This window comes from Streptomyces sp. NBC_00078 (assembly GCF_026343335.1).
Classification (GTDB): Bacteria; Actinomycetota; Actinomycetes; order Streptomycetales; family Streptomycetaceae; genus Streptomyces.
Map to the genome: position 1 here is coordinate 7,757,031 of NZ_JAPELX010000001.1, position 26,680 is coordinate 7,783,710.

Below are 26,680 nucleotides of genomic sequence, written 5' to 3' on the forward strand. Positions count from 1 at the left end.
GGCCCGCCGCGAAGAGGTCGGCACGGACCGTCGCCCGTGACGTGTGAGCGGACGGCTACGGGTTTCGGTCCACGTACTCGTACACCATCCCGTCCGGATGCATCGCGAGCAGAGTGTGGCCCGCCGGTGACGGCACCGGGCCCACGAGGATGTGCGCGCCGAGGTCGGTGAGCACCCGGTGTGCCTCCGCGACGTCCTTGACGGCGATCGTCGCGGAGACCTTGCGCAGCAGGTCCAGCTCCTGCGCGGGCCCGCTCATCAGCAGGAAACAGCCGACGGCTGCCACCTGAACGCCGTCGCGCTCGAAGCGGAGGGCTCTGCCGCCGGCAAGGCGTTCGTAGAAGGGGACCGCAGTCTCCAGGTCGTCGACGCATACGCGCAGCGTGGCTCCCAGAATGTCCATGGGGACGAGCCTAGTTGGGGCGGCCGGGTGAGGAGATCCATTCCGGTGATCATCTCGGCTCCGGGTCCACGCACCCGGGTGGCGGCCATGGCGTTACTCGGCGGTGACCGAGGGTACCCGGCGCTCATGGAAGGCTTGGATCATCTGGAGCATCTGGACAAACACCTGGTCGACGAGCTGGCGCAGGTGGCGCGCGAGACCGTGCGCGACGAGCTGCGCGAACAGACTCGCAAGCAGCGGCGGAGGGCCACGCTGTACGCGGCGTCCGGAGCCGTCGCCCTGTACGCGGGCGCGGCCCTCGCACTCGCGGTCGGACTGGCCCTGGCCATCGCACTGCCGGACTGGGCCGCCGCGCTGATCACGGCGGCGATCCTGGGCGCCGTCGCCTACCTCCTGCGCGGCGCCGCCCGGCCCACGGCATCCCGGTCCGCCGCACACGAGGCCGGCTTCGCCGCCGGCCAGGAGGAGCGTGTCACCGGCGACCGGTCCCCCGCGACACCGCCCACCGCTCTCGGCAAGCCGATTCCGCCGAAGCCGCCGCTCGCACCAGGCGAGGCGGGCGCGGCGGCCGGCGTGCCCGCGGCACCGACCGCCGACGGCATCGACGCCGAGCCGCCGCACCACAGGGCGTGACGAGGAGTGCGTATGCGTTGGGGCGGATCCGAGCCGCGGCTTGGCAGGACCGTTGTGGTGACCGGGGCCAGTGGCGGTGTGGGACGGGCCACGGCCCTGGCCTTCGCCGCCCGGGGCGACCGGGTCGCCCTGCTGGCCCGGGGACGCGAGGGCCTCGCCGCGGCCGCTGACGACGTGCAGCGCGCCGGGGGCGAGGCCCTCGTCGTCAGCGTGGACATGGCCGACGCCAAGGCGGTCGACGACGCGGCCCAGCAGGTCGCCGACACGTTCGGGCACATCGACGTGTGGGTCAACAACGCCTTCGCCGGGGTCTTCGCGCCGTTCACCGAGATCACCGGGGACGAGTTCCGCCGGGTCACCGAAGTGACGTACCTGGGCTGTGTGTCCGGCACCCGGGCCGCGCTGCGCCACATGCTGCCGCGCGACCGGGGCACGATCGTGCAGGTCGGTTCCGCGCTCGCCTACCGGGGGATCCCTCTGCAGTCGGCGTACTGCGGGGCCAAACACGCGATCCAGGGGTTCAACGAGTCGCTGCGGTGCGAACTGCTGCACACGGGCAGCGGTGTCCGTACGACGATGGTGCAGCTCCCCGCGGTCAACACCCCGCAGTTCGACTGGGTGTTGAGCCGGATGCCGGGCAGGGCACGGCCGGTGGCGCCGGTGTTCCAGCCAGAGGTCGCGGCACGGGCGATCGTGCACGCGGCTGCCCACGGGCGGCGGCGCGAGTACTGGGTCGGAGGATCGACGGCGGCCACCCTCATCGCCAACGCCGTGGCTCCCGGGGTACTCGACCGCTATCTCGCCCGCACCGGCTTCGACTCCCAGCAGGACGAGGGCGAGCACGACGAGACCGGCAACCTGTGGAGCCCGGCGGACGGACCGCACGGACGGGACTTCGGGGCGCACGGGCGGTTCGACGACGAGGCGGTCGACGACAGCCCGCAGGACTGGGTCTCCAGGAACCGAGGCCGGTTCGGGACAGCCCTCACCGTCGGCGCGGGCCTCCTGGTGGCAGGGAAAGCGGCGGGCCGACTGAGCCGCAGGGCTCGCGGGTAGAGAACCGGGCCATGGCAGGACCCGGGCTCGCCGTCAGGCGACCCGGTACTCCTCCACCTCCTGCGTCCGCAGCGCAAGCCCGTGTCCGATCCCGCCCAGCGGCCGTACCGTGCCGCCCGTCGGATCCAGTGCACCGTCGAAGAACATGTCCTCGATGCGCACATGGTCGTGGAACCACTCCATGTGCCGGATGTTGGGCAGCGAGGCGGCCGCCGCGGCGTGGACGTGCGGCGCGCAGTGCGTGGAGACCTCCAGGCCGTGGCAGTGAGCCAGCGCCGCGGCGCGCAGGAACTCCGTGATGCCGCCGCAGCGGGTCGCGTCGATCTGCAGGCAGTCGACGGCGCCCGCTGCGATCATGCGGGCGAAGTACGGCAGGTCGTAGCCGTACTCACCCGCCGTCACGTCGCACACCAGGGCGTCGCGGACCAGCCGCAGGCCCGTCAGATCGTCCGAGGACACCGGTTCCTCGAACCAGCCCACGCCGTGCTCGGCGAGGGTCCGGCCGACCCGTACCGCCTGTTTGCGGGTGTAGGCGCCGTTCGCGTCGACATACAACTCGGCCTCGGCGCCGATCACTTGGCGTGCCGCGTGGACACGGGCCAGATCCCGGGAGACCTCCCGGCCCCAGCCCTCACCGATCTTGATCTTGACGCGTGGGATGTGCTGCCCGTGCACCCAGCCGTTCAGCTGGGCAGCCAGGTGGGTGTCGTGATACGTCGTGAAGCCGCCGCTGCCGTACACCGGGACCCGCTCGCGGCAGACGCCGAGGAGCCGGGCCAGGGGGAGTTCGAGGAGGCGGGCCTTGAGGTCCCACAGGGCGATGTCGAGTGCCGATATCGCACAGGCAGCGATCCCGGGGCGGCCCGCGTTGCGGACGGAGCGGCACATCACGTCGTGCGTGGCGGGGATGTCGAGGGCGTCGCGGCCCTCCACCAGCGGGGCGAGATGGCCGCGGAGGAAGTCGCCGACCGCCGCCGGGCCGTATGTCCAGCCCGTGCCGGTCGCGTCGCCCGCCGCCACCTCGGCGATCACCATGGTCGTGGAGTCCCAGGCCAGCGTGCCGTCGGCCTCGGGGGCATCCGTCGGCACCGTGTAGACGGAGACGACGGGACGATGGAGTCTCATCATCGTCGCCCCTCAGTTCTGCTGGAGCTGCGGCAGCACCTTCGTACGGTAGAAGTCGAAGAAGCCGCGCTGGTCGGGGCCGATCTGGTTGACGTAGACCCGGTCGAAGCCGGCGTCGGCGAAGGCGGTCAGGGCCGAGACGTGCTCGTCGACGTCGTCCCCGCAGACCGACTTCTCGCGCACCGTCACCTCCGTGATCAGCGGCTCCAACTGCTCGAAGTGGCTCGGCGAGGGCAGGACCTGGCCCATCTCGCCCGGCAGGAACTGGTTGGACCACCGCTCGTGCACCGTCCGTACGGCCTCGTCGCGGTCGGTGCCGTAGCAGACCTTCGTGCCACCGCTCACCGGCTTGCCGCCCCCGCCTCCCTTGCGGAACTGCTCCACCATCGGGGCGTCCGGCATCATCGTGATGTAGCCGTCGCCCACGCGCGCCGCGAGCTTCGTGGCCGCCGGGCCGAAGCCGGAGATGTCGATCTGCACGGGCTCGTCGGGCACCGTGTAGAGGCGGGCGTTCTCCACCTTGTAGTGGGTGCCGTAGTGGCTGACCTCCTCGCCGGTGAACAGCCGGCGCATGATCTGGATCGCCTCCTCCAGCATCTCCATCCGCACGTGCGCGGGCGGCCAGACATGGCCGAGGATGTGCTCGTTCAGGGCCTCGCCGGTGCCCACCCCCAGCCGGAAGCGGCCGTTCGTCATCACCGCCGAGGTCGCCGCCGCCTGCGCCACCACTGCCGGGTGGATCCGCACGGTCGGGCAGGTCACCGCCGTCTCGACCGGCAGCGACACCGCCTCCGACAGTGCGCCGATCACCGACCACACGAACGGGCTCTGGCCCTGCGAGCCGTTCCACGGGTGGTAGTGGTCCGAGATCCACAGCGACCGGAATCCCGCCTGCTCGGCCATCCTCGCCTGCTCGACGAGGTCCGCGGGACCGAACTCCTCACAGGAGAGGAAGTAGCCGTACTCGGGCATGGGGAGTACCTCCGATGGCTGGTGATGCAAGGGGTGGTTCGCAGTCCGGGTACCCGGCGCCCGGGACGGAAACCGGTGCACGTTCGGGCGCTCCGCCCAGTTTGGGTGCTCTGACCAGGGGGACGCGGAAGGCTCACGTACGAGGTACGCGACAGCGCCGGAGGCCAACCGTGAGTCGACCCCGCATCGTGATCGTCGGTGCCGGCTTCGCCGGCTACAGGACCGCCCGCACCCTGTCCCGGCTGGTCCGGCACAAGGCCGACATCACCCTGCTGAACCCCACCGACTACTTCCTGTATCTGCCCCTGCTGCCCCAGGTCGCCGCCGGCATCCTGGAACCTCGCCGGGTGACCGTCTCCCTGTCCGGCACCCTGCCGCACGTACGGCTGGTGCTCGGCGAGGCCGACGGCGTCGATCTCGGCGGGCGGAGCGTGCACTACACCGACCCCGAGGGCGGCGGCGGCACGCTCGCCTACGACCGGCTGGTGCTCGCCGTCGGCAGCGTCAACAAGCTGCTGCCCATCCCCGGGGTCGCCGAGCACGCGCACGGTTTCCGGGGGCTGCCCGAGGCGCTGTACCTGCGCGACCACGTCACCCGGCAGGTGGAACTCGCCGCCGCCGACGACGACCCGAAGAGCTGCGCCGAGCGGTGCACGTTCGTGGTGGTCGGCGCCGGATACACGGGGACCGAGGTCGCCGCGCAGGGCCGGCGGTACACGGACGCACAGGTCCGCAGGCGCCCGCTGCCAGGCGGTGTGCGGCCGCGCTGGCTGCTGCTCGACACCGCGCCGCGCGTCCTGCCCGAGCTGGACGAAAGGCTCTCGCGCACCGCGGACCGGGTGCTGCGGCAGAGGGGAGTCGAGGTGCGCATGGGGACCTCCGTAAAGGAGGCCACGCACAACGGAGTCCTGCTGACCGACGGCGAGTTCGTGGACAGCCGCACCCTCGTGTGGTGCGTCGGCGTACGGCCGGACCCGCTCGTCGAGAGCACCGGGCAGCCGCTGGAACGCGGCCGGCTTCTCGTCGACCCGCACCTCCAGCTACCGGGCCGCCCCGAGGTGTTCGCGTGCGGTGACGCGGCCGCGGTGCCGGATCTGAACGACCCCGGAAAGTACACCCCGATGACCGCGCAGCACGCCTGGCGGCACGGCACGGTCGTGGCCCACAACGTGGCCGCGTCCCTCGGCACCGGCGAGCGGCGCGTCTACCGCCACCGCGACCTCGGATTCGTCGTGGATCTGGGCGGCGCCCAGGCCGCCGCCAACCCGCTCGGGATCCCCCTGCCCGGCCCGCTGGCCGCCGCGGTCGCCCGCGGCTACCACCTCGCGGCGATGCCCGGCAACCGCGTCCGGGTCGCCGCCGACTGGCTCCTGGATTCCGTACTGCCGCGCCAGGCCGTCCAGCTGGGCCTCGTCCGCTCCTGGTCGGTACCGCTGGACACCGCGTCCCCGGAACTGGCGCGGATGCCGGGCGGACCGCAAGCGGAAGCCGAGGCCCGCTCGGGCCCCGGAGCGGCAACGGCACAGGACATCGAGACCGACTCGGCCGATCCTGAGGCGCCGAAGACGCAGCCCGGTGACGAGCCCGCCAGGAACCGACCGGCGTCCGGAGCGGCCAAGGACCTACCGGCGTCCGGAGCGGTCCGGAACCAGCCGGTGCACGGAACGGCACAGAACCAGCCGGCGTCCGGGCCGGTCGAGAACCCACCGGGCGGTGGGGCCGTGGAAGCCACCGGTCCCGTCAAGCGCCCCGACACCCCCGCGGAGGGAGATTCATGAACACCGCCGAACTCGTCGAGCTTGCCCAGCAGTTGCGGGTGGACAGTGTGCGCGCATCGGACGCGGCGGGGTCCGGGCACCCGACGTCGTCGATGTCCGCCGCGGACCTGATGGCCGTACTCCTCGCCAACCACTTCCGCTACGACTTCGACCGGCCCGCTCACCCGGGCAACGACCGCTTCGTCCTGTCGAAGGGACACGCGTCTCCGCTTCTCTACTCCGCCTACAAGGCGGCCGGCGCCGTCGACGACGCCGAACTGCTCACCTTCCGCAAGCTGGGCAGCCGCCTCGAAGGGCATCCGACGCCGCGCCGGCTGCCGTGGGTCGAGACGGCCACCGGCTCGCTCGGCCAGGGGCTGCCCGTCGGCGTCGGCATCGCACTGTCCGGCAAGCGGCTGGACCGCACCGGCTACCGCGTGTGGGTGCTGTGCGGGGACAGCGAGCTGGCCGAGGGATCGATCTGGGAGGCCGCCGAGCACGCGTCGTACGAGCAGCTGGACAACCTCACCGCGATCGTCGACGTGAACAGGCTGGGGCAGCGCGGACCGACCCGGCACGGGCACGACCTCGACGCCTACGCCCGCCGCTTCCAGGGATTCGGCTGGCACACGATCGAGGTCGACGGACACGACGTGGACGCCATCGACCGGGCGTACGGCGAGGCGATCTCGACGACCGGGCAGCCGACCGTGATCCTCGCCCGCACGCTCAAGGGCAAGGGCGTCGCGTCCGTTCAGGACCGCGAGGGACTGCACGGCAAGCCACTGCCCGACGCCGACGAGGCGATCGCCGAACTCGGCGGCCGCCGTGACCTCCGCGTCCAGGTCCACGAGCCGGCCGCCGCCCGCATCCTGCACGCCGTACCCGCCGGACACCTCGAACTGCCCCGCTGGGACAAGGGGAACGACGGAAAGGGAGTCGCGACACGGAACGCGTACGGGCAGGCGCTCGCCGCACTCGGCACCGGTCGCGCAGACGTCGTCGCCCTCGACGGCGAGGTCGGCGACTCCACCCGGACGGAGTTCTTCGCCAAGGAGCACCCCGACCGCTACTTCGAGTGCTACATCGCCGAGCAGCAGATGGTCGCGACGGCGGTGGGGCTCGCGGCACGCGGCTGGGTGCCGTACGCCGGCACGTTCGCCGCGTTCCTGACGCGCGCGTACGATTTCGTGCGCATGGCGTCCGTCAGCGGCGCAGGCATCAACCTCGTCGGCTCGCACGCGGGCGTCGCCATCGGCCAGGACGGGCCCTCCCAGATGGGCCTGGAGGACCTGGCGATGATGCGGGCGGTGCACGGTTCGACCGTGCTGTACCCGTGCGACGCCAACCAGACCGCACAGCTCGTCGCCGCCATGGCGGGCTGCGAGGGCGTCCGGTACCTGCGCACCTCGCGCGGGGAGAGCAAGGTCATCTACGGCCCCGACGAGGAGTTCCCCATCGGTGGCAGCAAGGTGCTGCGCTCCTCCGCCGACGACCGGCTGACCCTCGTCGCGGCGGGCGTCACCGTGCCCGAGGCGCTGGCCGCCGCCGACGCGCTGGACCGCGACGGCATCCAGGTCCGCGTCATCGACCTGTACTCGGTCAAGCCCGTCGACCGTGACACCCTGCGCCGGGCCGCCGAGGACACCGGCTGCCTCGTCACCGTGGAGGACCACCACGAGGAGGGCGGAATCGGCGACGCCGTCCTGGACGCGTTCCTCGACGGGCGGGCCGTGCCGCGGCTGGTGCGCCTCGCCGTCCGCGACATGCCGGGCTCGGCCTCCCCGGACGAGCAGCTGCACGCGGCGGGCATCGACGCCGAGTCGATCGCCGCGGCCGGGAAGCTGCTGGTGGAGGAGGCGGTCGTGCGGTGAGCGGCGACGAGGTACGCACCGGACGGGCCGGGCGGCGCACGGTGGAGGTCCACCGGGCCGACAAGGTGCTCTTCCCCGGTGAGGGCCGTGCGAAGGAGTACACCAAGGGCGACCTCGTGGACTACTACCGGTCCGCCGCCCCGCTCCTGCTGCCCCATCTGCGCGGCCGTCCGGTGATGCTGGAGCGGCATCCGGACGGCATCGACGGCCCCCGTTTCATGCAGAAGAACACCCCGGACACCTACCCGGAGTGGATCACTCGCGTCGAGGTGCCCAAGGAGGGCGGCACCGTCTGCCACACCGTGTGCGACGACGTCGCCACCCTCCTCTACCTCGCCGACCAGGCCAGTCTCACACTGCACCGCTGGCTGTCCCGGGTCGGCCGCCTCGACCAGCCCGACCGGCTGGTCTTCGACCTCGACCCGGCCGGGGACGACTTCGCGGCGGTGCGCGAGGCGGCCGTGCTGCTCGGGGAACTCCTCGACGAGCTGGAGCTGCCCTCGGCGCTGATGACCACCGGCTCGCGCGGACTGCACGTCGTCGTTCCGCTGGCCGGCCGCCACGACTTCGACGAGGTCCGCGCCTTCGCCCACGACGTCGCCGACACCCTCGCCGAGGCCCACCCCGACCGGCTCACCACCGCCGCACGCAAGAAGGAGCGCGGCGAGAGGCTCTACCTCGACGTGGGCCGCAACGCCTACGCGCAGACCGCCGTCGCACCCCTCACCGTCCGCGCCCGGCCCGGGGCCCCCGTGGCCACCCCGATCACCTGGGCCCAGCTGGACGACCCGGCCCTGCACGCCCGCCGCTGGACCATCGCCGACGCCGTCGAACAGGCCCGCACCGACCCCTGGGCCGGAATCCTGGGCCACGGCCGCGCTCTTGGACCGGCCAGGCGCCGGCTCGACGCGTTGCACGGCGCCTGAATGTTTGGCCAGTGACAAAGGGGCCACCCGGATCACGAGGTGGCCATGGCTGACACAAGAAACACGCAACAGTCGCAAAGCTCACAGAATTCCGACAAGAAGGAAACCGGCGGGGTGAACAAGCGGCCGAATCCGATGGAGGTGCTGCGCCAGGCGCGCGCACAGCTCGCGGAGCTGACCGGCATGTCCGCCGAGACCGTCTCGTCCTTCGAACAGACGGAGGACGGCGGCTGGACGCTGGAGGTCGAGGTACTCGAACTGCAACGAGTGCCGGACACGATGAGCCTGATGGCGAGCTATCAGGTCGATCTCGACGCCGACGGCCAGCTGACGGGCTACCGGCGCGTCCGCCGCTACGAGCGCGGACGCGCCGACGCACACAGGCAAGGCGGCCGATAGGCCGCCGAACCGCTCAGAAACCCATCCTCGAAACCACAGACAAGGAGGCGCGGTCGGCATGACCGTTGTCCCGGCACAGCAGAGCGGCGGAGGGGGCGGCAGCAGCGGCCTCTACGACGTTCTGGAACTCGTCCTCGACAGGGGTCTCGTCATCGACGCGTTCGTGCGTGTGTCCCTGGTAGGCATCGAGATCCTGAAGATCGACGTACGTGTCGTCGTGGCCAGCGTCGACACCTATCTGCGCTTCGCCGAGGCATGCAACCGCCTCGACCTGGAGGCAGGGCCGCGCAAGGACCCGGGGCTTCCGGACCTCGTCGGCGAGATGACCGAATCAGGCGCCCGCGGCAAGTCCAAGGGTGCGCTGTCCGGAGCCGCGGAGACCATCTCCGACGCGTTCAAGCAGGCACGTGACGACGGGCGCGACAACGGTCGCGAGCGGGAGACCGAGTCCCGGCCCCGCGCTCGTAAGACGACGTCCTCGCGAAGGAAGGAGGAGCAGGAGTGAGCACGTATGTCTACGGCATCACCGCGAGCTCGCATCCGGCGCTCCCCGAGAAGCTGAGCGGCGTCGGCGATCCGCCGCTGCCGGTGCGCGTCCTCAAGGAGGGTGAACTCGCGGCCGTCGTGAGCGACGCCCCCGAGGGGCTGCGGCCCAAGCGCAAGGACCTGCTCGCCCACCAGAGCGTGCTCGCCGAGGCGGGCGCGGAGGGCGCCGTGCTGCCCATGCGGTTCGGCAGCATCGCCCCCGACGACGAGTCCGTCACCGGCGTGCTCGCCGAACGCGCCGACCACTACAAGGAGCGGCTGCAGGCCCTGGACGGCAAAGTCGAGTACAACGTCAAGGCCACGCACCAGGAAGACGCCGTCCTGCATCGCGTGATGTCCGAGAACCCGGAGATCCGGGCCATGACCGAGGCCAACAGGCAGTCCGGCGGCGGAAGTTACGAGGAGCGGCTCCGGCTGGGCGAGATGGTCGTGGCCGCCGTCCAGGCCCGGGAGACCGAGGACGCTGCGGACGTGCAGCGCGCTCTGGAGCCGGTCGCCGCCGATGTGAGCGAAGGCCCCGAGTCCACCGGCTGGCTGGTCAACGTGTCCTTCCTCGTGGACCGTGAGTCGGCCGAGCCTTTCCTGACCGCGGTGGAGCAGGTCCGCAGCAGTCACCCGCACATCGAGCTGCGCGTGAACGGCCCGCTGCCGCCCTACAGCTTCGTCGAGCCGGGCCCCGCCCAGCACGCGGGTAGTGCCGTCGGCCCGGGCGTGGCCCAGGAGTGACGTCGTGGGACTGATCAAGGAGCTGATCCTGCTGCCCTTCGCCCCGGTGCGCGGGAGCGGGTGGGTGATCGAGCAGGTGCTGAGCGAGGCGGAACGGATCTACTACGACCCGGCCACCGTCAGGGCCGAACTCGGTCGGCTCGAAGAGCAGTTGGAGGCCGGCGAGATCGACGAGGAGGAGTTCGACCGACAGGAGGACGAACTCCTCGACCGGCTGGAGATCGGCTTGCGCAGCGGCGGGGCCACAGGCCAAGGGACGGCACTATGAATCGAGTGGGACTGGGCCTCGCGGTAGGGGCCGGATATTTCCTCGGACGTACGAAGAAGATGAAAATGGCGTTCGCGCTCGGCACGTTGGTGGCCGGCAAGCGAATGCACCTGAGCCCGCGGGCGATCGCGGACCTGGTGTCCCAGCAACTGCAGAACAACCCGCAGTTCAAGGAGATCGGGGACCAGCTGCGCGAGGACCTGCGCGGTGTCGGCAAGGCGGCCTCCGGCGCGATGGTGGAGCGGCAGATAGACGCCCTCGCCGACCGCCTCCACGGACGCACCGCCGAGGTCCGTGACCAGCTCACGGGCGTGGCGGGACAGGCGACGGGCCTCGGCTCCGACGAGGAGGACGAGAACGGGGAGCCGGAGGACACTGAGGAGGAGCCTCGGGAGGACGAGCCCGAGGACGACGAGCCTCAGGACGAGGAACCTCGCGAGGACGACGACGAGGACGACGACGAGGAGGGGCCGGAGGCCGAGGAGGAGTCTTCGGACCGGGCGGCCCGGCGGGCTCCGGCCAGGAAGACCGCCAAGAAGACGGCGAAGAAGGCCGCGGCCAAGAAGACCGCACCCGCGAAGAAGGCCCCGGCCAAGAAGGCGGCGGCCAAGCGGACCGCGAGCAAGCAGGCCCCGGCGAAGAAGACCGCCAAGAAGACGGCGGCCCGCAAGACGTCCGCGGCCAGGGGCGGTGCCCGTGCGGCGCAGTCCCGTCTGCCGAAGGGAGGCGGTGAGTGATGACCGAGACAGTCGGATCGGCGACCTCCGCCGCGCGCGGGGCGACCGACAAGGCCGCCCCCCTGACCGACCTGGCCCACAGCGAGGCCGCGGACCGGCTCAAGGCCGAACTGCAGGACTACCTCGCCGCACAGGCCACCCGTGTGCTCACCGGCGTCGGCCGCAAGCTCGGTGAGACCACCGGCAAACTCAACGACATCGCCGAGGGCAACAGCCCGGGCTTCGCCAAGCTCGCCCTCGACGGCGGTCGCAAGATCGCCGAGGGAAAGGGCCCACTGCGCTCCGCACTGGAACTCGGGGCCTCGCGCGCCAAGGAGAACGTCGTGGAAGCCTTCAAGAACCTCGGCGGGGGCAAGGGCAAGGGCAAGGGCAAGGGCAGGGGCGGCAACAAACCGACGGTCATCCTCGAGTCCGTCGACGTCGGGGTTCCCCTGCGCACGGCCTACGACCAGTGGACTCAGTACCAGGACTTCAGCACCTTCGCCAAGGGCGTCAAGAGCGCGAGCCGCGCGGACGACACCCAGTCCGACTGGCAGATGAAGATCTTCTGGTCCAACCGCAGCTGGAAGGCGAAGACCACCGAGCAGGTGCCCGACGACAGGATCTCCTGGACGTCGGAGGGCGCCAAGGGCACGACGAAGGGCGTCGTCTCCTTCCACGAGCTGGGCGACAGCCTCACCCGCGTCCTGCTGGTCATCGAGTACTACCCCTCGGGCCTGTTCGAGAAGACCGGCAACATCTGGCGTGCCCAGGGGCGCCGGGCCCGGCTCGACCTCAAGAACTACGTCCGCTTCATCACCCTCAAGGGCGAGGCGGAGGACGCCTGGCGCGGCGAGATCCGCGACGGTGAGGTCGTCCGCAGCCACGAGGACGCGGTCGCCGAGGAAGAGGAGCAGGAGGGCGAGGAGTCGTACGAGGGCGACGACGAGGAGCGCGACGAGTACGAGGAGGGCGAGGAGCCTCGGGGCGAGGAAGAGGAAGAGGAGCCCGAGGAAGAGGAGCCGAGCGAGGACGAAGGGGAAGCGGAGGCGGAGGAGCTGGAGGAGCCGGAGGAGGAGGAAGCGGAAGCTGAGTACGAGGACGAGGAAGAGCCCGAGTACGAGTACGCCGACGGCGGGGGCCGTCGATGAGCATGTCCAGCCGGATGCCCGAACCCTATGGACAGGGTTCGGGCGCCAACCTTGCCGACATCCTGGAGCGCGTGCTCGACAAGGGCATCGTGATCGCCGGCGACATACGGATCAACCTCCTCGACATCGAACTCCTCACGATCAAGCTCCGGCTCATCGTCGCCTCGGTGGACAAGGCGAAGGAGATGGGCATCGACTGGTGGGAGACCGACCCCGCGCTGTCCTCCGGTGCCCGGCGCAACCAACTCGCCCAGGAGAACGCCGAGTTGCGTGAGCGGCTGGCTCGGCTGGAGCAGCTTGAGCCCGGCCGTGAAGTGCGCGACGAGAAGGAGGCCCCGTGACCGGACTGCGGTACGTGTACGCCGTCTGCCGCCCCTTCGGCGCGCCGCTGCAGGCGCAGTTGAAAGGCGTGGCGGGCGACCCGCCCAGGCTGCTGACCCATCACGGCCTGATCGCCGTGGTGAGCCATGTGCCCGAGCAGGACTTCGCTCAGGAGCCGCTGCACCGGCGGCTGGAGGACCTGGAGTGGCTGGCCGAGACAGCTCGCGCCCACCAGAGCGTGATCGACGCGCTCACCGTCGTCACCACGCCGCTGCCCCTCAGGCTGGCGACCGTCTTCCGGGACGACAGCGGTGTCCGCGTGATGATGGAGGCGCGCGAGGACGACTTCCGGCGCACCCTCGACCGACTGGAGGGGCGGGTGGAGTGGGGCGTGAAGGTCTTCGTCGAGACCGAAGCCGGGGCCGAGAAGAGCGGAGGAAGCGAAGCGCCCGCGCGGAAGGCGGTGTCGGGCCGGGACTATCTGCGGCAACGGCGTACGCGGATGCGGGCGACCGAGGACACATGGAAGCAGACGGAGGAATTCGCGGACGAGCTGCACGCGGCGCTTTCCGGGTACGCGGAGGATTCCCGGCTGCACGCCCCGCAGAATCCCGCACTGTCCGGAGTGTCCGGGCGGAATGTCCTGAACGCCGCCTATCTCGTGCCCCGCAGTCATTCCGAGAAATTCGTGGAAATGGTGGATCGCACCAAGGGCGAAACAAAGGCGGACAGCCCGGCAATACGGGTCGAACTCACCGGCCCATGGGCCGCCTACTCGTTTGCCGGAGAAGAGATCGCGGGAGAAGCGTCTGGGGCGGGAGACGCGGCTGCGGGGGAGGGGGCATGACCGTCGTCGAACGCAGGGAGATCGCCCTCGTGGACCTGCTCGACCGGCTCCTCGCCGGCGGAGTCGTCATCACGGGGGACATCACCCTGCGCATCGCGGACGTCGACCTGGTCCGCATCGACCTGAACGCACTGATCAGCTCGGTCAACGAGCAGGTGCCGTCGCCTTGGGGGGACTGACGTGACCGACCGCCGCAACCGGCTCGATCTGGAACCCGACACAGTCGAACGCGACCTGGTCAAACTCGTGCTGACCGTCGTCGAGCTGCTGCGCCAGCTCATGGAACGCCAGGCGCTGCGCCGCTTCGACACGGGAGATCTCAGCGAGGACCAGGAGGAGCGGATCGGGCTCACGCTCATGCTCCTCGACGACCGTATGACCGAACTGCGCGAGCGGTACGGACTGCGGCCCGAGGACCTGAATCTGGACCTCGGGCCGCTCGGACCGCTGCTTCCCAGGGAGTGAACCCCGGGAGCCGCCGCTACTGACTCAACCGTTACTTGCTCAACTCACCACCGGTACCAGCGCCCCCTGCTTCCGGACGCCGTCGTACCGCGCACCAGGAATCCCAGCAGCCACAGCACGATAACGGCAAGTGCAATCCACCAGAGTATCTTCAGTGCGAATCCCGCGCCGAAGAGAACCAGCGCCAGAAGCAATACGAGCAGGACAGCAACCATGTTTCCAACCTCCTGCTCATCCGGTTATCCCGAATTCGCAGATTCAGACACCCTTGCGACACAGAATCTCTGCGTGCAGGACGGCGAACCAGGCGTCCTCCTGTGCGCCCCATTCCCGCCAGGCGTCCGATACGGCCCGCAGTTGTTCCGCGGTGGCGTGGCCCCCCTCGGTGGTCCGCTCCGCGTACGCCGAAGCCAGCGTCCGGTCCGCCCACAGCCCGCTCCACCACGCCCGCTCGTCCGGCGCGGAGAAGGTCCAGGTGCTGGAGGTCGCCGTGATGTCGGTCAGTCCCGCTCGCAGCGCCCAGGACTTCAGCCGCCGTCCGGCGTCCGGCTCGCCGCCGTTGGCGCGGGCCACCCGTCGGTACAGGTCCAGCCAGTCATCCATCCCCTGGGACGCCGGATGCCAGGTCATGGCCGCGTAGTCCGAGTCGCGCACCGCGATGAACCCGCCCGGCCGGGTCACCCGCCTCATCTCGCGCAGCGCCTGCACCGGATCGCCGACGTGCTGCAGCACCTGGTGCGCGTGGACGACGCAGAACGTGTCGTCCGGGTAGTCCAGGGCGTGTACGTCGGCGACCGCGAACCCGACGTTCGTCAGACCTCGTTCGGCGGCCGTGGCCCGGGCCTGGTCCAGGATCCCCGGCGCGTGGTCGACGCCGGTGACGTGGCCGTCGGGGACCAGTGCCGCCAGGTCGGCCGTGATGGTGCCGGGGCCGCAGCCGATGTCCAGGATCTTCATGTGCGGCTTCAGGGAGCCGAGCAGATACGCCGCGGAGTTGGCGGCGGTCCGCCAGGTGTGGGAACGCAGCACCGACTCGTGGTGCCCGTGCGTGTAGACGGCGGTCTCCTGCGGCTTCGACATGGCTGAACTCCCCTGTTCGACGTCCTGTCGGTACGCATCACCGTACGCCCGCATGTCGAATGGTGAGACCCGCGTATTGCAGTTTGGACTGACGGAACGTCAGTAGCGAGGAGTCGGTCCCCGGGTCGGCGGCAGACGGGCCGGCAGGCTGTCCCGCAGGGCGTGCGCCCGGTCGGCATGCCCGAGGCGGTGTTGGCCACCACGACCGGGCCTCGCCCTCCGGCAGCGCAGGGACCGCGGCACGCGGCCGGGCCCGGCCGGCGGACGAGCCGGGCGCGGGGTCGGCAGCGCCTCGTACGGCACCGTGGTCCGCGCCCCGGCTCAGCCGGGGCAGCACGGGCTCCGCGGCGGGTCGGTCCCGCTCGGCGGTGAACTCGACGAGACGGCTGTCAGCCCGAGCAGCCGCTTGCCCGGCCCCAGGAGCCGCTTGCTCGGCCCGAGCGGCCGCTTGCGCGGCAGGTGGAGGCGGTTCCGGGAGGGCGAGGTCCACCTCGGGGCTCATGCGGTGCCGGGTACCCTGAAGTGCCCGTTTCCTGTCCCGCGGGCGCTGACCGACACCCGGAGGGCCCCTGTATGCGTCTGCTCCTCGTACGCCACGGCCAGACCCCCTCGAACGTCGACTTCCTGCTCGACACCGCCGTACCGGGACCGGGCCTGACCGCGCTCGGCGAGCGGCAGGCGGCCGCGCTGCCCGAGGCGCTCGCCGACGAGGACATCGAAGCGCTGTACGCCTCCACCCTCGTACGCACGCAGCTCACCGTGGCCCCGCTGGCGGCCGCCCGCGGCCTGGACGTCCTGGTCCGGGACGGCATCCGCGAGCTCACGGCGGGCGATCTGGAGATGCTGCCCGGTGACACGGAGCAGGGCGCGCTCTACATGAAGACGGTGTTCGCCTGGGCGGCCGGGGACACCGCGCTCCGGATGCCCGGCGGGGAGAGCGGCGCCGAGGCCCTCGCGCGCTACGACGCAGTCGTCGCCGAGGCCGCGGGGAGCGGCGCCGGGACGGTCGCGATGGTCAGCCACGGCGCGGCGATCCGCATGTGGACGGCGGCCCGCGCCGACAACGTCGACGTCTCCTTCGCCGCCGCGCGCCCGCTCGACAACACCGGCGTGGTGATCCTGGAGGGCTCGCCGGCGGACGGCTGGAAGGCCGTCACCTGGGAGGGCGCGACTGTGGCCCCCAGTGGTGACAGCGGACCCGCGGGGCGGCCCGTGGACGAGACGGCCTGACCCCCGGCCGGACCTGATAAGCGTTTGCCCGACCACGCGGACCGCCCGCAGAATGCGACCTCATGGGACATCTGGAAGCCGCACACCTCGAGTACTACCTCCCCGACGGGAGGGCGCTGCTCGGCGATGTGTCCTTCCGGGTGGGCGAAGGGGCCGCCGTGGCCCTGGTCGGGCCCAACGGCGCGGGCAAGACGACCCTGCTGCGGCTGATCTCCGGTGAGCTGAAACCGCACGGCGGCACCGTCACCGTCAGTGGCGGCCTGGGTGTGATGCGGCAGTTCGTGGGGTCCGTACGGGACGAGACGACCGTGCGGGACCTGCTCGTGTCGGTCGCGCCGCCCCGCATCCGCGAGGCAGCCGAGGCCGTCGACAGGGCCGAGCACCTCATCATGACCGTCGACGACGAGGCGGCCCAGCTGAAGTACGCGCAGGCGCTCTCCGACTGGGCCGAGGCGCGCGGGTACGAGGCGGAGACGCTGTGGGACATGTGCACCACGGCCGCGCTCGGGGTGCCGTACGAGAAGGCGCAGTTCCGGCAGGTGGGCACGCTGTCCGGCGGTGAGCAGAAGCGGCTCGTGCTGGAGGCGCTGCTGCGCGGCACCGACGAGGTGCTGCTCCTCGACGAGCCGGACAACTACCTCGACGTGCCCGGCAAGCGATGGCTGGAGGAGCGGCTGAAGGAGACCCGCAAGACGGTCCTCTTCGTCTCCCACGACCGCGAACTCCTCGCCCGGTCCGCCGAGAAGATCGTCTCCGTGGAGCCCTCACCCGCCGGCGCCGACGCCTGGGTGCACGGCGGCGGCTTCGCCACGTACCACGACGCCCGGCGCGAACGCTTCGCCCGCTTCGAGGAGTTGCGCAGGCGGTGGGACGAGAAGCACGCCCAGCTGAAGAAGCTGGTCCTGAATCTCCGTCAGGCGGCCAGCATCAGCCACGAGCTGGCGTCCCGCTACCAGGCCGCCCAGACCCGGCTGCGCAAGTTCGAGGAGGCCGGGCCGCCGCCCGAGCCGCCGCGCGAGCAGGACATCCGGATGCGGCTCAAGGGCGGCCGCACCGGCGTAAGGGCCGTCACCTGCAAGGGACTTGAACTCACCGGTCTGATGAAGCCCTTCGACCTGGAGGTCTTCTACGGCGAACGCGTCGCCGTCCTCGGTTCGAACGGCTCCGGCAAGTCGCACTTCCTGCGGCTGCTGGCCGGCGGCGAGGTGGCGCACACGGGGGAGTGGAAGCTCGGCGCGCGGGTCGTGCCCGGGCACTTCGCCCAGACGCACGCCCACCCCGAGCTCCAGGGCCGCCCGCTGCTCGACATCCTCTGGAAGGAGCACGCCCAGGACCGGGGCGCGGCGATGTCGCGCCTGCGCCGCTACGAGCTCACCGGCCAGGCCGAGCAGACCTTCGACCGGCTCTCCGGCGGCCAGCAGGCCCGCTTCCAGATCCTGCTGCTGGAACTGGAGGGCGTCACCGCCCTGCTCCTCGACGAGCCGACCGACAACCTCGACCTGGAGTCCGCGGAGGCGCTCCAGGAGGGCCTGGAGGCCTTCGACGGCACCGTGCTCGCGGTCACGCACGACCGCTGGTTCGCCCGCTCCTTCGACCGCTACCTGGTCTTCGGCAGCGACGGCCGCGTCCGCGAGACCGCCGAGCCCGTGTGGGATGAGCGTCGCGTGGAGCGGGCGCGGTAGCCGTCGGACGGGCGTACACGGAGGCCCGGCGGCCGGGATGTTCGTAGAGTGGAGGCAGGAAGGCGAGATCCATGGCCCCCGCCCGGGCGCCGCTCGGGACTGCTGCCCACCGGGCGGGTACCCGGACCGCATGGAGAACACGACGAGCGGGGTACCACCATGACCGGAGTCGACCCCAGCCGGCTGGACGACCAGCAGCTCATGAAGGAACTGGAGACGATCCACCGCACGCGCCACGACACGCTGCTCTACGCCTCCACCGACGCGTTGCGGGCCCACAACGATCGTATGGCCCAGCTGGAGGGCGAGTATCTGCGCCGCAACCCGCGGCGCACGGTGGCGGCGGGCCGCACCCGCGAAGGCGCCCGGGACCGCCAGTGCGGGGAGTCGGCGACTCCCCGCAGCTGACCCGCCGTGTCCGACGGCACCCGCTCAGTGACGAGCCGGCGGCCGGTCCCAGTGCCGGTGCGCCGCGATCGCCGCGACGAACGCGCGTACGAACTCCGCGCTCGCGGCGCCCGGCGACGTGTCCGTCACCACGCCGTGATCGTCCACCGTCTGCTGGAACCCGGTCGACAGCCTCAGGCCCTGCGGGTCGAGGGCGGACAGGACGCCGACGCCCGATCCGAGCGCGCCCACCGGCTTCCCGTGCCGGTACGCGTCCCGCACGAACCGCATCGCGTCCGGGTCCCCGGCCGTGGGCGGGGTCCCCGCCGGCCCGCCGGGCAGCAGCACCGCGTCATACAGCACGGAGGCGACCGTCGGCAGCGCCCGGTCGACCGAGTACAGCTCGCCGTCGGCACCCCTCACCGTGCCGTCCGCCGGCGCCAGCGCCTCGACGACCGCACCCTCGGCCGCCAGCGCCTCCCGCACGGAGGCCACCTGCTGGGCGTCGACACCGTCGGTGACGAGCACCGCGATCTGCCGGGTGCGGATCGAGCCGTCGCCGCGCAGTGACTCAAGACTGAGCGCGGGCGAGGCGAGCTTGTACGTCCCCGGCGCGATCCCGTCCGGTTCCGGAACCCCGATGCCGCGCGCCACCTCGGCCGCCAACTCGCCGTCGACCTTGGCCAGTTGCTCGACCGTCCGGGCCCGCACCGTCATCGCGCCGACCTTGCCCAGCTCGAACCGGAAGGCCGCCACGATGTGCTGCTTCTCCCAGTCCGCCATGCTGTTCCAGAACAGCGCGACCTGGCTGTGGTGGTCCTTGAAGCTGTCGCTGCGCCGCCGGATCTTGGCACCGTCGACTCGCTCCGCGTAGTGGGTGTACGCGCTGCCGTCGACCCCGGCGTGGGCGGGACAGCCGCCGCCCAGGGAGTTCGGGAAGTAGTTCGTGCCCCGGTGGATCGCGCTCTGGTGGTAGCCGTCGCGCTGGTTGGTGCGGACGGGCGCCACCGGCCGGTTGACCGGGATCTGCGCGAAGTTGGGGCCACCCAGCCGGATCAGCTGGGTGTCCAGGTAGGAGAAGTTGCGGGCCTGCAGCAGCGGGTCGTTGGTGAAGTCGATGCCCGGGACGACATTGGCGGTGTGGAAGGCGACCTGCTCGGTCTCCGCGAAGAAGTTCTCCGGGTTGCGGTTCAGGACCATCCGGCCGATCGGCCGCACCGGCACCTGCTCCTCCGGAATGATCTTCGTGGCGTCCAGCAGATCGAAGTCGAAGGCGAACTCGTCCTCCTCCGGCACGAGTTGGACGCCCAGCTCCCACTCCGGGTACTCGCCCGCCTCGATCGCGTCCCACAGGTCGCCCCGGTTGAAGTCCGGGTTGCGGCCCTGGCACTCCTGCGCCTCGTCCCATACCAGCGAGTGCACGCCCAGCTTCGGCTTCCAGTGGAACTTCACGAACGTGCCGCGCCCCTCGGCGTTCACGAACCGGAAGGTGTGCACGCCGAAGCCCTGCATCATGCGGTAGCTGCGCGGGATGGCCCGGTCCGACATCAGCCACATGATCGCGTGCAGTGTCTCCGGCTGCAGCGACACGAAGTCCCACAGGGAGTCGTGCGCGGATGCGCCGGTGGGGATGTCGTTGTGCGGCTCCGGCTTCACCGCGTGCACGAAGTCGGGGAACTTGATGCCGTCCTGGATGAAGAAGACCGGGAAGTTGTTCCCGACCAGGTCGTAATTGCCCTCCGACGTATAGAACTTGGTCGCGAAGCCGCGCACGTCCCGTACGGTGTCCGCCGAGCCGCGCGGCCCCTGAACGGTCGAGAACCGCACGAAGACCGGCGTCTGCACCGACGGATCCTGGAGGAAGGCCGCACGGGTGAACTCCGCGCAGGACTCGTACGGTTCGAAGTAGCCGTACGCGCCCGCGCCCCGTGCGTGCACCACCCGCTCCGGGATCCGTTCGTGGTCGAAGTGGGTCAGCTTCTCCCTGAAGTGGAAGTCCTCCATCAGGGTCGGACCGCGTGCGCCGGCGGCCAGCGAGTCGTCGGTGTGGTCGACCTCCACGCCCTGGTCGGTGGTGAGCGGTCCGCCCGCCGGGTCGTCGGCGTGGAAGGACTCGCGCTGTTCCTGCTTGCGGTCGGCGGGGGAGGTCATCGGCCGGCCTCCGCGGAGAACACGTGCAGGAACGCGTCGCAGAACGCCTTCAGGTCGTCCGGCTTGCGGCTGGTGACCAGCTTGGCGGCGCCGTGGTCGCAGATCCTGACCTGCTCGTCGACCCAGGTGCCGCCCGCGTTGCGGATGTCGGTCCGCAGGCTCGGCCAGGAGGTGAGCACCCGGCCGCGCACGACATCGGCCTCGACCAGCGTCCACGGGGCGTGGCAGATCGCGGCGACCGGCAGGCCCTGGTCGAAGAAGTCCTTCACGAACGCCACGGCTTTCTCGTCCATGCGCAGGACGTCGGGGTTGGCCACGCCGCCCGGCAGGACCAGCCCGCCGAAGGAAGCGGCCGAGGTCTCCCCCACGACCTCGTCGACGGGGAAGGTGTCCGCCTTGTCGAGATGGTCGAAGGCCTGGATCTCACCGGACTCGGTCGACACCAGCACGGGCTCGTGGCCCGCGTCCTTCGCCGCCTGCCACGGATCGGTGAGCTCGATCTGTTCGACGCCTTCGGGTGCGGTCAGGAACGCGATACGCATGATTCAACATCCTTTCGTGGCAAGCCAGTTGGATCCGTCACTGGTGGCGCGGTTCTCCTCGCGCCGCGCCGCACGTACACAGCGCACCGGTTCCTCGCCGTACGGCAGCGCGACACAGGTGCCGATCGCGACGGCGATGCCCGCGAGCCGGTCGCGCGACAGCGACAGCGAAAGCGGCCGCCGCCGCCGCGGCACCGGGCGCCAGGCGTCCGGGTGGCCGCGGCCGCCGCGCAGCAGGGCCTTGACCTGGTCGGGGTGCAGACACATCAGCGCGGACAGCGCACCGAAGGGCAGGGACTCCAGGAAGCCGCGGATGTGCTGCTCCAGCGGTGTGACCTCGCGGTCGCTTCGCACCGCCGTGCGCTCCCACAGGCAGCAGCCTTCCGGCTGCCCGCTGCCGGCTCATAGGGGGCCTCGGCCGTCCGGCACGGCCCGGCTGATCTCGGCGAGCGTCGAGTCCGGGTCCTGCACCTCGGCCAGATCGCCGAGGCTCACCATCCCGACCGGCAGCCCGTCCTCGACGACCGGCAGCCGGCGTACGGCGTGTGCGCGCATGAGCGCCACGGCGGCCGCGACGGGGTCGTCCGGGGCGAGCAGCACCGGATCCGGGGTGCACACGGACCGTGCGCTCACCGTCAGCGGATCGAGGCCTTCCGCGACTGCCCGTACCGTGATGTCGCGATCGGTGAGCACCCCGACGACCTCCTGCCCGTCGGCCACCAGGACATCGCCGATGTCCTGCACCCGCATCAGCTGCGCCGCCTCGACGAGTGACGCGTCCGGGCGGACGGCGACCACGCCCGGCGTCATGATCTCCCTGACGAAATCAGCCTTCACTGTGGGTCTTTCCTCCGTTCCCCGGCCGGTGGGGGCGCCGTGGCCGGCGTCGGCGTGACGCCGCCCGCAGTACCCCTGAGCCGGAGGCCCATGCGTTCGGGAGGCGGGCGCCTCCGCGGCATCTCTCCGGTGTCGGGGCCCCGGCGGGCCGGCCTGCGGGCCCAGGCGTGGCCGGTCCTGTCAGCCGTGGGCACGTCGTCCCGCGCGCCCCTCGTCCCGCCGGGCGGGGGTTGGGATGAGTCCGGGCCCGCGCCCGAGTGCGGAGGGCGGGAGGCGCGTCGGGATTCGGCGGCCCGGACCCACGGCCCGGACCCACGGCCCGGACCCACGGCCCGGACCCACGGCCCGGACCGGCGGGCCGTGGATACGGCTGCCGTCAGTCCTTCGTGGCCCGTGCCGAGCGAACCGTGCCTACGCCCGCCGCTTCTGCCCGGCCTCGACGAGGGCCTCCGCCAGTTGCTGCACGGTGGTGAAGCGTGTCGCGCGCGGCAGGTGCTCCACCGGCTCGATGAGGGCGTCGGGGGCGTAGGCCCGGCGCAGTGCGCGGGCCAGTTCGTGCGGGTTCGCGGGGAACGCGTGACGGCTCAGGTACCGGGTCAGCTCCGTACGGACCGCCGCCAGGGAGGCCCGGGAGCGTCCGGGTGCGATGGGGCCGCCCGCGATTTCGGGGTCGTCGTCGGCGGTGGGTTCCGGGTCGTGCCACTCCTCGGTCCGTGTGGGATGCCCGGACCGGAGCAGACCCTGCAGTTCGTGCTTCATCTCTTCGTCGCGGTGGGCGCTCATCCGGTCACTGCCTCGCTGCATGACTCCCTCCAGATCTTCGGGGGTGGGCCACCGCGTACCCGAAGACCGGAGCCCGACACGGGTTTGCACAGGGAAACGGGGGAGACCCGACGAGAGCCCCCCACCCCATTCCCTGGGAGGGAACGGCCATGATGTTCCTCGCTGTGCTCATCCCGCTCCTCATGCTCGGCGTGGTGCTGGCGCTCGGCCGCTATGAGGAGCTGCTGCTGCTGCCCAGGGAGAAGACCGGCAAAAGCGAGGACGCCCTGGCCGGCCCGCAGGGAACCCAGTGCCCCGACAAGCAACGTTCGCTCCGTCGCGATGCCCGGCACGCTCCCCCACTGCCTCAAGGGCGTGGGAGGTGCCCCCACTCGCCGCACCTGGCACGGACCCAAGTACGTCCAGTACAAGGGCCCGCACGCGGCACTCCCCCAGCCTCCGGCCGGGGGGACCCCCAGAGCACGCACCGGACGCCGCTCCTATACGGGCGAACGTTGCCCGCCGGGGCACTGGAACACACCCGACAGAAAGACCCAACGGAGTCCTGCTAGTGCCCCGCTCCGGGGCAGGTCACCTCTTCAGGATCGAGGCGACCGTGGCGATCCATCCGCTCCCGGGTGGCGTGCGGCGGACAGGTGGCGTGCGGCAAAACCGGCGGGACCCGGCCGCAGGCGGCGAGCAGGCCGTTGACGCCGTCTCCGGGACAGCCGAAGACGTTCACGTTCCCCACGACCCACTCCCGCAGCCGCTGCAGGACGCGGTCGGTGGCCTCGGTGGTCGTGCGAGACCCCCCGGGCCGTGACATGGACGGGCGCTGTCGGCTGCCGGCCGGGCCGGCCCACTGGGCTGCCGGAAAACATGTGCCCGTGTTTGTGGCCGGGAGGCGGGGGCAGGCGCAGTCCGAGTGCTTCGGACAGGAGGCACGTCCGTGGGAGTGGCCCTGAGCCGCCCAGGCCGAACCTGTCCCGAAGGCGCGGCCGCGCTCCCACGGTGACCGTCCAACCCAGAGCAGTATCAAGGGAGTTGCGACGCATCATGCCCACCAAAGTGAGCGCGAAGCACCACCCGCACGACGACGCCCCCGACACCGCCGAGGCCTTCCGCAAACTCGCCACGCTCCCCGCCGGTCAGCAGCGCGACACCCTGCGCGAGCAGGTCGTCGCGGCCTGGCTGCCGATGGCCGACCGGCTCGCGGGACGGTTCCGCAATCGCGGCGAGAGCCTCGACGACCTGCGGCAGGTCGCGGCCCTCGGCCTGGTCAAGGCCGTCGACCGGTACGACCCCGCACTCGGCAACGCCTTCGAAAGTTACGCCGTGCCCACCATCACCGGCGAGATCAAGCGGCACTTCCGCGACCACATGTGGACCCTGCACGTACCGCGCCGGGTCCAGGACCTGCGCAACCGCGTCCGGTTCGCCACGCAGGACCTCTCCCAGACCATTTCGGGCCGCCGGCCCACCATCGCGGAGATCGCCGAGCACGCGAACATGACCGAGGAGGACGTCCGGGCCGGCCTGGAGGCGCTGGAGAGCTTCACCGCGCTCTCGCTCGACGCCGAACTGCCCGGCAGCGCGGACGGCTACTCCATGAGCGACGCCCTCGGCTCCCCTGACTCCGCGCTGGACACCGTGGTGGACCGCGAGTCGGTCAAGCCCCGGCTGGCCGCGCTGCCCGAACGCGAGCGGACCATCCTGTACATGCGCTTCTTCGGCGACATGACGCAGAGCCGCATCGCCGACGAGCTCGGGATCTCCCAGATGCACGTGTCGCGGCTGATCAGCCGGTGCTGCGCCCGGATGCGCGACCAGATCATGCGCGAATGCGCATAGCCAGCGCCAGATGGCGGGACACCATGTCCATCGCCTGCGCCTCCGCCATCGAGAACGCCGGGCGGGGCCCGCAACGGAACAGGGTGAGCACCCCGCCCACGGAGCCTTCGGCCTTCAGCGGCGCGCACAGCAGTGAGGTGACGTTCGCCTGTACGAGAACGGGGGCGCCCGTGGCGGTCCGGCCGAAGGCGTCCGGGTCCGGCGGACGTATCTGCAGCGCCGGTGACCCGGTCCGGGCCGTCTCGACGACAAGCGGGCAGGTGGCCGGATCCTGCGCCTCGAGCGCCGCCGCGTCCTCGTCCGGCGGGGCCAGCACAGCCGTACGCGACAGGCCGCCCTGGCCGGTGTCGGCGATCACCCAGTCGGCGAATCCCTCGCGCAGCACCCGTGCCGCCGCCTCCAGGGCAGCCTCCCGGTCCGCCGTCAGCAGGGCCGTGGTCATCGCGTCCAGCAGGTCCAGCACGGACACGTGCCGGGTGGCCTCGGCGAGGTCGGGGATCCGTCCCGTCGGCGGATCCGGCGGCGTGGCCGGGGCGCTGAGCGCGCCGGGCTGGAGCACGACCAGAACCGTCGTGCGCGGCTCGCCGCTCGGGCGCACGGCTGCCAGCGTGGCGTGCACCGGGACGGCGGGCTGCTGCTGGAGGCGGACGGTGAGACTGCGATCGCCCTCGCCGCGGGCCACCGCCGCGGCCTGGGAGCGGAACGCGACCCGGTCGGCGTGGGCGAGGAACCCGGTCAGCGGCCGGCCTGTCGCATGGCCGGCGCGTACGCCGGTGAAGGCACTCGCGGCGCCGTTCACCCGCCGTACCACCGTCTCCTTGTCGATCAACGCCACCGGGAGCGGGAGGCGCTGGAACACGGTGCGCAGCAGGTGCCGCTCCTGGCGCTCCTGAAAGGCTCCAGTGCGCGCTGCGCCCGCCGCCGACAGCTGTTCGTACCAGGGCTCCAACTGGCCTGCCACATGGTCGAGTTCGAAGATCGCCGCATCCAGCACCGTGGGCAGATCCTGGCCGGACACGGATCTCGCTGCCTTCAACTCCGCTACGCGGCGCACGAAATCTTCAAGTTCTTCACCGAATTCGTCCGTCTGCGTCATGCGTCGAACCTAGCGCGACTCCCGTCCCCTGCCGCTGTTTTCGGTCCCGGTGAGAGGGAAGGCGGGCGGGGAGGGGAGGAGTTCACCATGCCGGAAACCGGGCATCACGGCCGCCGTTGGGGTACGGAGTCCGCCGAGCCCGCTCTTGTGGGGCGGCGGCTGTCGGAACTGGTCGAGGAGGCCGTGCGCTGCACCGTGGACTGCTGCGGGGCGAGCAGTATGGTGGCCGAGGGCGGCAGCGAACGGCCCGCTGCCGTCAGCCATCCCGACCTCGCCCCCATGGTGGCCGTGCAGCTCCGATCCGGGGACGGACCCATCCCCACCGCCCTGGAACAGGGGGAGCCCGCCCGGTCCCCGGACCTGCTGCGCGAGGACCGCTGGCCGGACTACCGTGCCCTGGCGCTCGACTCGGGGGTGCGCTCCAGCGTCACGCTGCCCTTCCGGCGCGCCGGCCTCGCCGTGACCCTCAGCCTCTACAGCTTCCGGCCCGGCGCCCTGGAGGACGCCCCGCACGGGGCCGTCCGGGCGCTCGGCGACCTCGCCATGACGTGTATCGTCCGCGACCGTTCGTACCGGGCCGCGCTCACCGAACTCGACCAGCTCGGTACGGCCCTGCGTTCCCGGCCCCTCGTCGACCAGGCCTGCGGCATCGTCATGCATGTGCTGGGCTGCGACGCGGACGACGCGTTCGGGGTGCTGCGCCGCATCTCTCAGGGCAGCAACCGCAAGCTGTCCGACGTGGCCTCGGTGGTGGTCGAGCGGCGGGGCCGTGGGCTGGAACGGGACCTGGCCGCGCTGATGAACTGACGGCCCGCGTCCCAGCCGTGTCACCCACTCGGGTGCGCCTGTCGCGCGAATGGGGCTCGGCCGCGCGCGC

At 71.4% G+C, this 26,680-nt stretch carries 32 protein-coding genes; 20 read left to right on the top strand and 12 right to left on the bottom strand.

What is annotated here, in order from left to right:
- Window positions 1-55: 55 nt before the first annotated feature.
- Window positions 56-403, bottom strand: a complete 348-nt coding sequence (locus OOK07_RS35970; protein ID WP_266686301.1) for a VOC family protein — start codon at window positions 401-403, stop codon at window positions 56-58.
- Between the two features lie 126 nt (window positions 404-529).
- On the opposite strand from OOK07_RS35970, the gene OOK07_RS35975 reads away from it, so the two are divergent.
- Entirely contained in the window at window positions 530-1,036 is a 507-nt protein-coding gene (locus OOK07_RS35975) for a phage holin family protein (protein ID WP_266800667.1), read from the top strand.
- Window positions 1,037-1,048: 12 nt separating this feature from the next.
- Complete coding sequence (locus OOK07_RS35980; RefSeq protein ID WP_266686304.1) at window positions 1,049-2,092, top strand: SDR family oxidoreductase; 1,044 nt, start codon at window positions 1,049-1,051, stop codon at window positions 2,090-2,092.
- A gap of 33 nt (window positions 2,093-2,125) precedes the next feature.
- Here the strand turns inward: OOK07_RS35980 and OOK07_RS35985 are convergent, their stop codons facing one another.
- Together OOK07_RS35985 and OOK07_RS35990 are read right to left on the bottom strand one after the other, a co-directional pair.
- The gene (locus tag OOK07_RS35985) at window positions 2,126-3,217 is read right to left on the bottom strand and encodes an enolase C-terminal domain-like protein (protein WP_266802163.1); all 1,092 of its coding nucleotides are present in this window, start codon (window positions 3,215-3,217) and stop codon (window positions 2,126-2,128) included.
- A gap of 12 nt (window positions 3,218-3,229) precedes the next feature.
- Entirely contained in the window at window positions 3,230-4,189 is a 960-nt protein-coding gene (locus tag OOK07_RS35990) for an LLM class F420-dependent oxidoreductase (protein WP_266800669.1), read from the bottom strand.
- Window positions 4,190-4,359: 170 nt separating this feature from the next.
- Here OOK07_RS35990 and OOK07_RS35995 point away from each other — a divergent pair, with 170 nt between their 5' ends.
- From OOK07_RS35995 to gvpK, 13 genes are read left to right on the top strand one after another with little or no spacing between them, the layout of a single operon-like run.
- Entirely contained in the window at window positions 4,360-5,967 is a 1,608-nt protein-coding gene (locus tag OOK07_RS35995; protein ID WP_266800671.1) for an FAD-dependent oxidoreductase, read from the top strand.
- A complete protein-coding gene (locus OOK07_RS36000) occupies window positions 5,964-7,820 on the top strand; it encodes a transketolase (RefSeq protein WP_266800673.1) in 1,857 nt (618 codons plus the stop codon). Before OOK07_RS35995 ends, OOK07_RS36000 begins: the two co-directional genes overlap by 4 nt.
- Entirely contained in the window at window positions 7,817-8,746 is a 930-nt protein-coding gene (gene ligD, locus OOK07_RS36005) for a non-homologous end-joining DNA ligase (protein ID WP_266800674.1), read from the top strand. The genes OOK07_RS36000 and ligD overlap by 4 nt, the downstream gene beginning before the upstream one ends.
- A gap of 45 nt (window positions 8,747-8,791) precedes the next feature.
- Window positions 8,792-9,145 carry a gas vesicle protein GvpO gene (gvpO, locus tag OOK07_RS36010; protein ID WP_266800675.1) on the top strand — a complete coding sequence of 118 codons (354 nt, stop codon included), beginning with the start codon at window positions 8,792-8,794 and terminating at the stop codon, window positions 9,143-9,145.
- A gap of 58 nt (window positions 9,146-9,203) precedes the next feature.
- Window positions 9,204-9,650 (top strand): gas vesicle structural protein GvpA, encoded by a 447-nt coding sequence (gene gvpJ / locus OOK07_RS36015; protein WP_266686309.1) that lies wholly within the window; start codon window positions 9,204-9,206, stop codon window positions 9,648-9,650.
- Window positions 9,647-10,417 carry a GvpL/GvpF family gas vesicle protein gene (locus OOK07_RS36020; protein WP_266800677.1) on the top strand — a complete coding sequence of 257 codons (771 nt, stop codon included), beginning with the start codon at window positions 9,647-9,649 and terminating at the stop codon, window positions 10,415-10,417. The genes gvpJ (OOK07_RS36015) and OOK07_RS36020 overlap by 4 nt, the downstream gene beginning before the upstream one ends.
- A gap of 4 nt (window positions 10,418-10,421) precedes the next feature.
- Entirely contained in the window at window positions 10,422-10,685 is a 264-nt protein-coding gene (locus tag OOK07_RS36025; RefSeq protein WP_266686311.1) for a gas vesicle protein GvpG, read from the top strand.
- Window positions 10,682-11,422, top strand: a complete 741-nt coding sequence (locus tag OOK07_RS36030) for a DNA primase (protein WP_266800679.1) — start codon at window positions 10,682-10,684, stop codon at window positions 11,420-11,422. The genes OOK07_RS36025 and OOK07_RS36030 overlap by 4 nt, the downstream gene beginning before the upstream one ends.
- A complete protein-coding gene (locus OOK07_RS36035; RefSeq protein WP_266800681.1) occupies window positions 11,422-12,552 on the top strand; it encodes an SRPBCC family protein in 1,131 nt (376 codons plus the stop codon). The genes OOK07_RS36030 and OOK07_RS36035 overlap by 1 nt, the downstream gene beginning before the upstream one ends.
- Window positions 12,549-12,893 carry a gas vesicle protein gene (gvpJ, locus tag OOK07_RS36040; protein WP_266686314.1) on the top strand — a complete coding sequence of 115 codons (345 nt, stop codon included), beginning with the start codon at window positions 12,549-12,551 and terminating at the stop codon, window positions 12,891-12,893. Before OOK07_RS36035 ends, gvpJ (OOK07_RS36040) begins: the two co-directional genes overlap by 4 nt.
- Window positions 12,890-13,720, top strand: coding sequence for a GvpL/GvpF family gas vesicle protein (locus OOK07_RS36045; RefSeq protein WP_266800683.1), 831 nt, complete (start codon window positions 12,890-12,892; stop codon window positions 13,718-13,720). Before gvpJ (OOK07_RS36040) ends, OOK07_RS36045 begins: the two co-directional genes overlap by 4 nt.
- On the top strand, window positions 13,717-13,899 hold the full coding sequence (gene gvpJ / locus OOK07_RS36050) for a gas vesicle protein (protein WP_266525162.1): 183 nt from the start codon (window positions 13,717-13,719) through the stop codon (window positions 13,897-13,899). Before OOK07_RS36045 ends, gvpJ (OOK07_RS36050) begins: the two co-directional genes overlap by 4 nt.
- A gap of 1 nt (window position 13,900) precedes the next feature.
- The gene (gene gvpK / locus OOK07_RS36055; RefSeq protein ID WP_266686317.1) at window positions 13,901-14,185 is read left to right on the top strand and encodes a gas vesicle protein K; all 285 of its coding nucleotides are present in this window, start codon (window positions 13,901-13,903) and stop codon (window positions 14,183-14,185) included.
- Window positions 14,186-14,229: 44 nt separating this feature from the next.
- On the opposite strand, the gene OOK07_RS36060 is transcribed toward gvpK, so the two are convergent.
- Together OOK07_RS36060 and OOK07_RS36065 are read right to left on the bottom strand one after the other, a co-directional pair.
- Window positions 14,230-14,400 (bottom strand): hydrophobic protein, encoded by a 171-nt coding sequence (locus tag OOK07_RS36060; RefSeq protein ID WP_266686318.1) that lies wholly within the window; start codon window positions 14,398-14,400, stop codon window positions 14,230-14,232.
- Between the two features lie 43 nt (window positions 14,401-14,443).
- Window positions 14,444-15,265 (bottom strand): methyltransferase domain-containing protein, encoded by an 822-nt coding sequence (locus tag OOK07_RS36065; RefSeq protein WP_266800685.1) that lies wholly within the window; start codon window positions 15,263-15,265, stop codon window positions 14,444-14,446.
- Window positions 15,266-15,838: 573 nt separating this feature from the next.
- Here OOK07_RS36065 and OOK07_RS36070 point away from each other — a divergent pair.
- The 3 genes from OOK07_RS36070 to OOK07_RS36080 all read left to right on the top strand — a co-directional run bounded on the left by OOK07_RS36070 (window position 15,839) and on the right by OOK07_RS36080 (window position 18,585).
- Window positions 15,839-16,495, top strand: a complete 657-nt coding sequence (locus OOK07_RS36070; RefSeq protein ID WP_266800686.1) for a histidine phosphatase family protein — start codon at window positions 15,839-15,841, stop codon at window positions 16,493-16,495.
- A gap of 62 nt (window positions 16,496-16,557) precedes the next feature.
- A complete protein-coding gene (locus OOK07_RS36075) occupies window positions 16,558-18,177 on the top strand; it encodes an ABC-F family ATP-binding cassette domain-containing protein (protein WP_266800688.1) in 1,620 nt (539 codons plus the stop codon).
- A 159-nt stretch (window positions 18,178-18,336) separates the two neighbouring features.
- Window positions 18,337-18,585, top strand: a complete 249-nt coding sequence (locus OOK07_RS36080) for a DUF6158 family protein (protein WP_266686324.1) — start codon at window positions 18,337-18,339, stop codon at window positions 18,583-18,585.
- A 24-nt stretch (window positions 18,586-18,609) separates the two neighbouring features.
- Here OOK07_RS36080 and OOK07_RS36085 read toward each other — a convergent pair whose 3' ends face one another.
- The 6 genes from OOK07_RS36085 to OOK07_RS36110 form a co-directional block, all read right to left on the bottom strand.
- Window positions 18,610-20,715, bottom strand: coding sequence for a catalase (locus tag OOK07_RS36085; protein WP_266800690.1), 2,106 nt, complete (start codon window positions 20,713-20,715; stop codon window positions 18,610-18,612).
- A complete protein-coding gene (locus OOK07_RS36090; RefSeq protein WP_266686327.1) occupies window positions 20,712-21,257 on the bottom strand; it encodes a type 1 glutamine amidotransferase domain-containing protein in 546 nt (181 codons plus the stop codon). The genes OOK07_RS36085 and OOK07_RS36090 overlap by 4 nt, the downstream gene beginning before the upstream one ends.
- 3 nt (window positions 21,258-21,260) lie before the next feature.
- A complete protein-coding gene (locus OOK07_RS36095) occupies window positions 21,261-21,611 on the bottom strand; it encodes a hypothetical protein (RefSeq protein ID WP_266800691.1) in 351 nt (116 codons plus the stop codon).
- Between the two features lie 48 nt (window positions 21,612-21,659).
- Entirely contained in the window at window positions 21,660-22,094 is a 435-nt protein-coding gene (locus OOK07_RS36100; protein WP_266686329.1) for a CBS domain-containing protein, read from the bottom strand.
- Between the two features lie 411 nt (window positions 22,095-22,505).
- Entirely contained in the window at window positions 22,506-22,898 is a 393-nt protein-coding gene (locus OOK07_RS36105; protein WP_266686330.1) for a DUF2795 domain-containing protein, read from the bottom strand.
- A gap of 526 nt (window positions 22,899-23,424) precedes the next feature.
- On the bottom strand, window positions 23,425-23,682 hold the full coding sequence (locus tag OOK07_RS36110; protein ID WP_266802346.1) for a hypothetical protein: 258 nt from the start codon (window positions 23,680-23,682) through the stop codon (window positions 23,425-23,427).
- A gap of 230 nt (window positions 23,683-23,912) precedes the next feature.
- Here OOK07_RS36110 and OOK07_RS36115 point away from each other — a divergent pair, with 230 nt between their 5' ends.
- On the top strand, window positions 23,913-24,707 hold the full coding sequence (locus OOK07_RS36115) for an RNA polymerase sigma factor SigF (protein ID WP_266686331.1): 795 nt from the start codon (window positions 23,913-23,915) through the stop codon (window positions 24,705-24,707).
- Here the strand turns inward: OOK07_RS36115 and OOK07_RS36120 are convergent.
- Entirely contained in the window at window positions 24,688-25,803 is a 1,116-nt protein-coding gene (locus OOK07_RS36120) for a GAF domain-containing protein (RefSeq protein ID WP_266800694.1), read from the bottom strand. The two genes, OOK07_RS36115 and OOK07_RS36120, sit on opposite strands and share 20 nt — an antisense overlap.
- An 87-nt stretch (window positions 25,804-25,890) precedes the next feature.
- On the opposite strand from OOK07_RS36120, the gene OOK07_RS36125 reads away from it, so the two are divergent.
- A complete protein-coding gene (locus OOK07_RS36125; protein WP_266686333.1) occupies window positions 25,891-26,610 on the top strand; it encodes an ANTAR domain-containing response regulator in 720 nt (239 codons plus the stop codon).
- The last annotated feature ends 70 nt before the right edge of the window (window positions 26,611-26,680 follow it).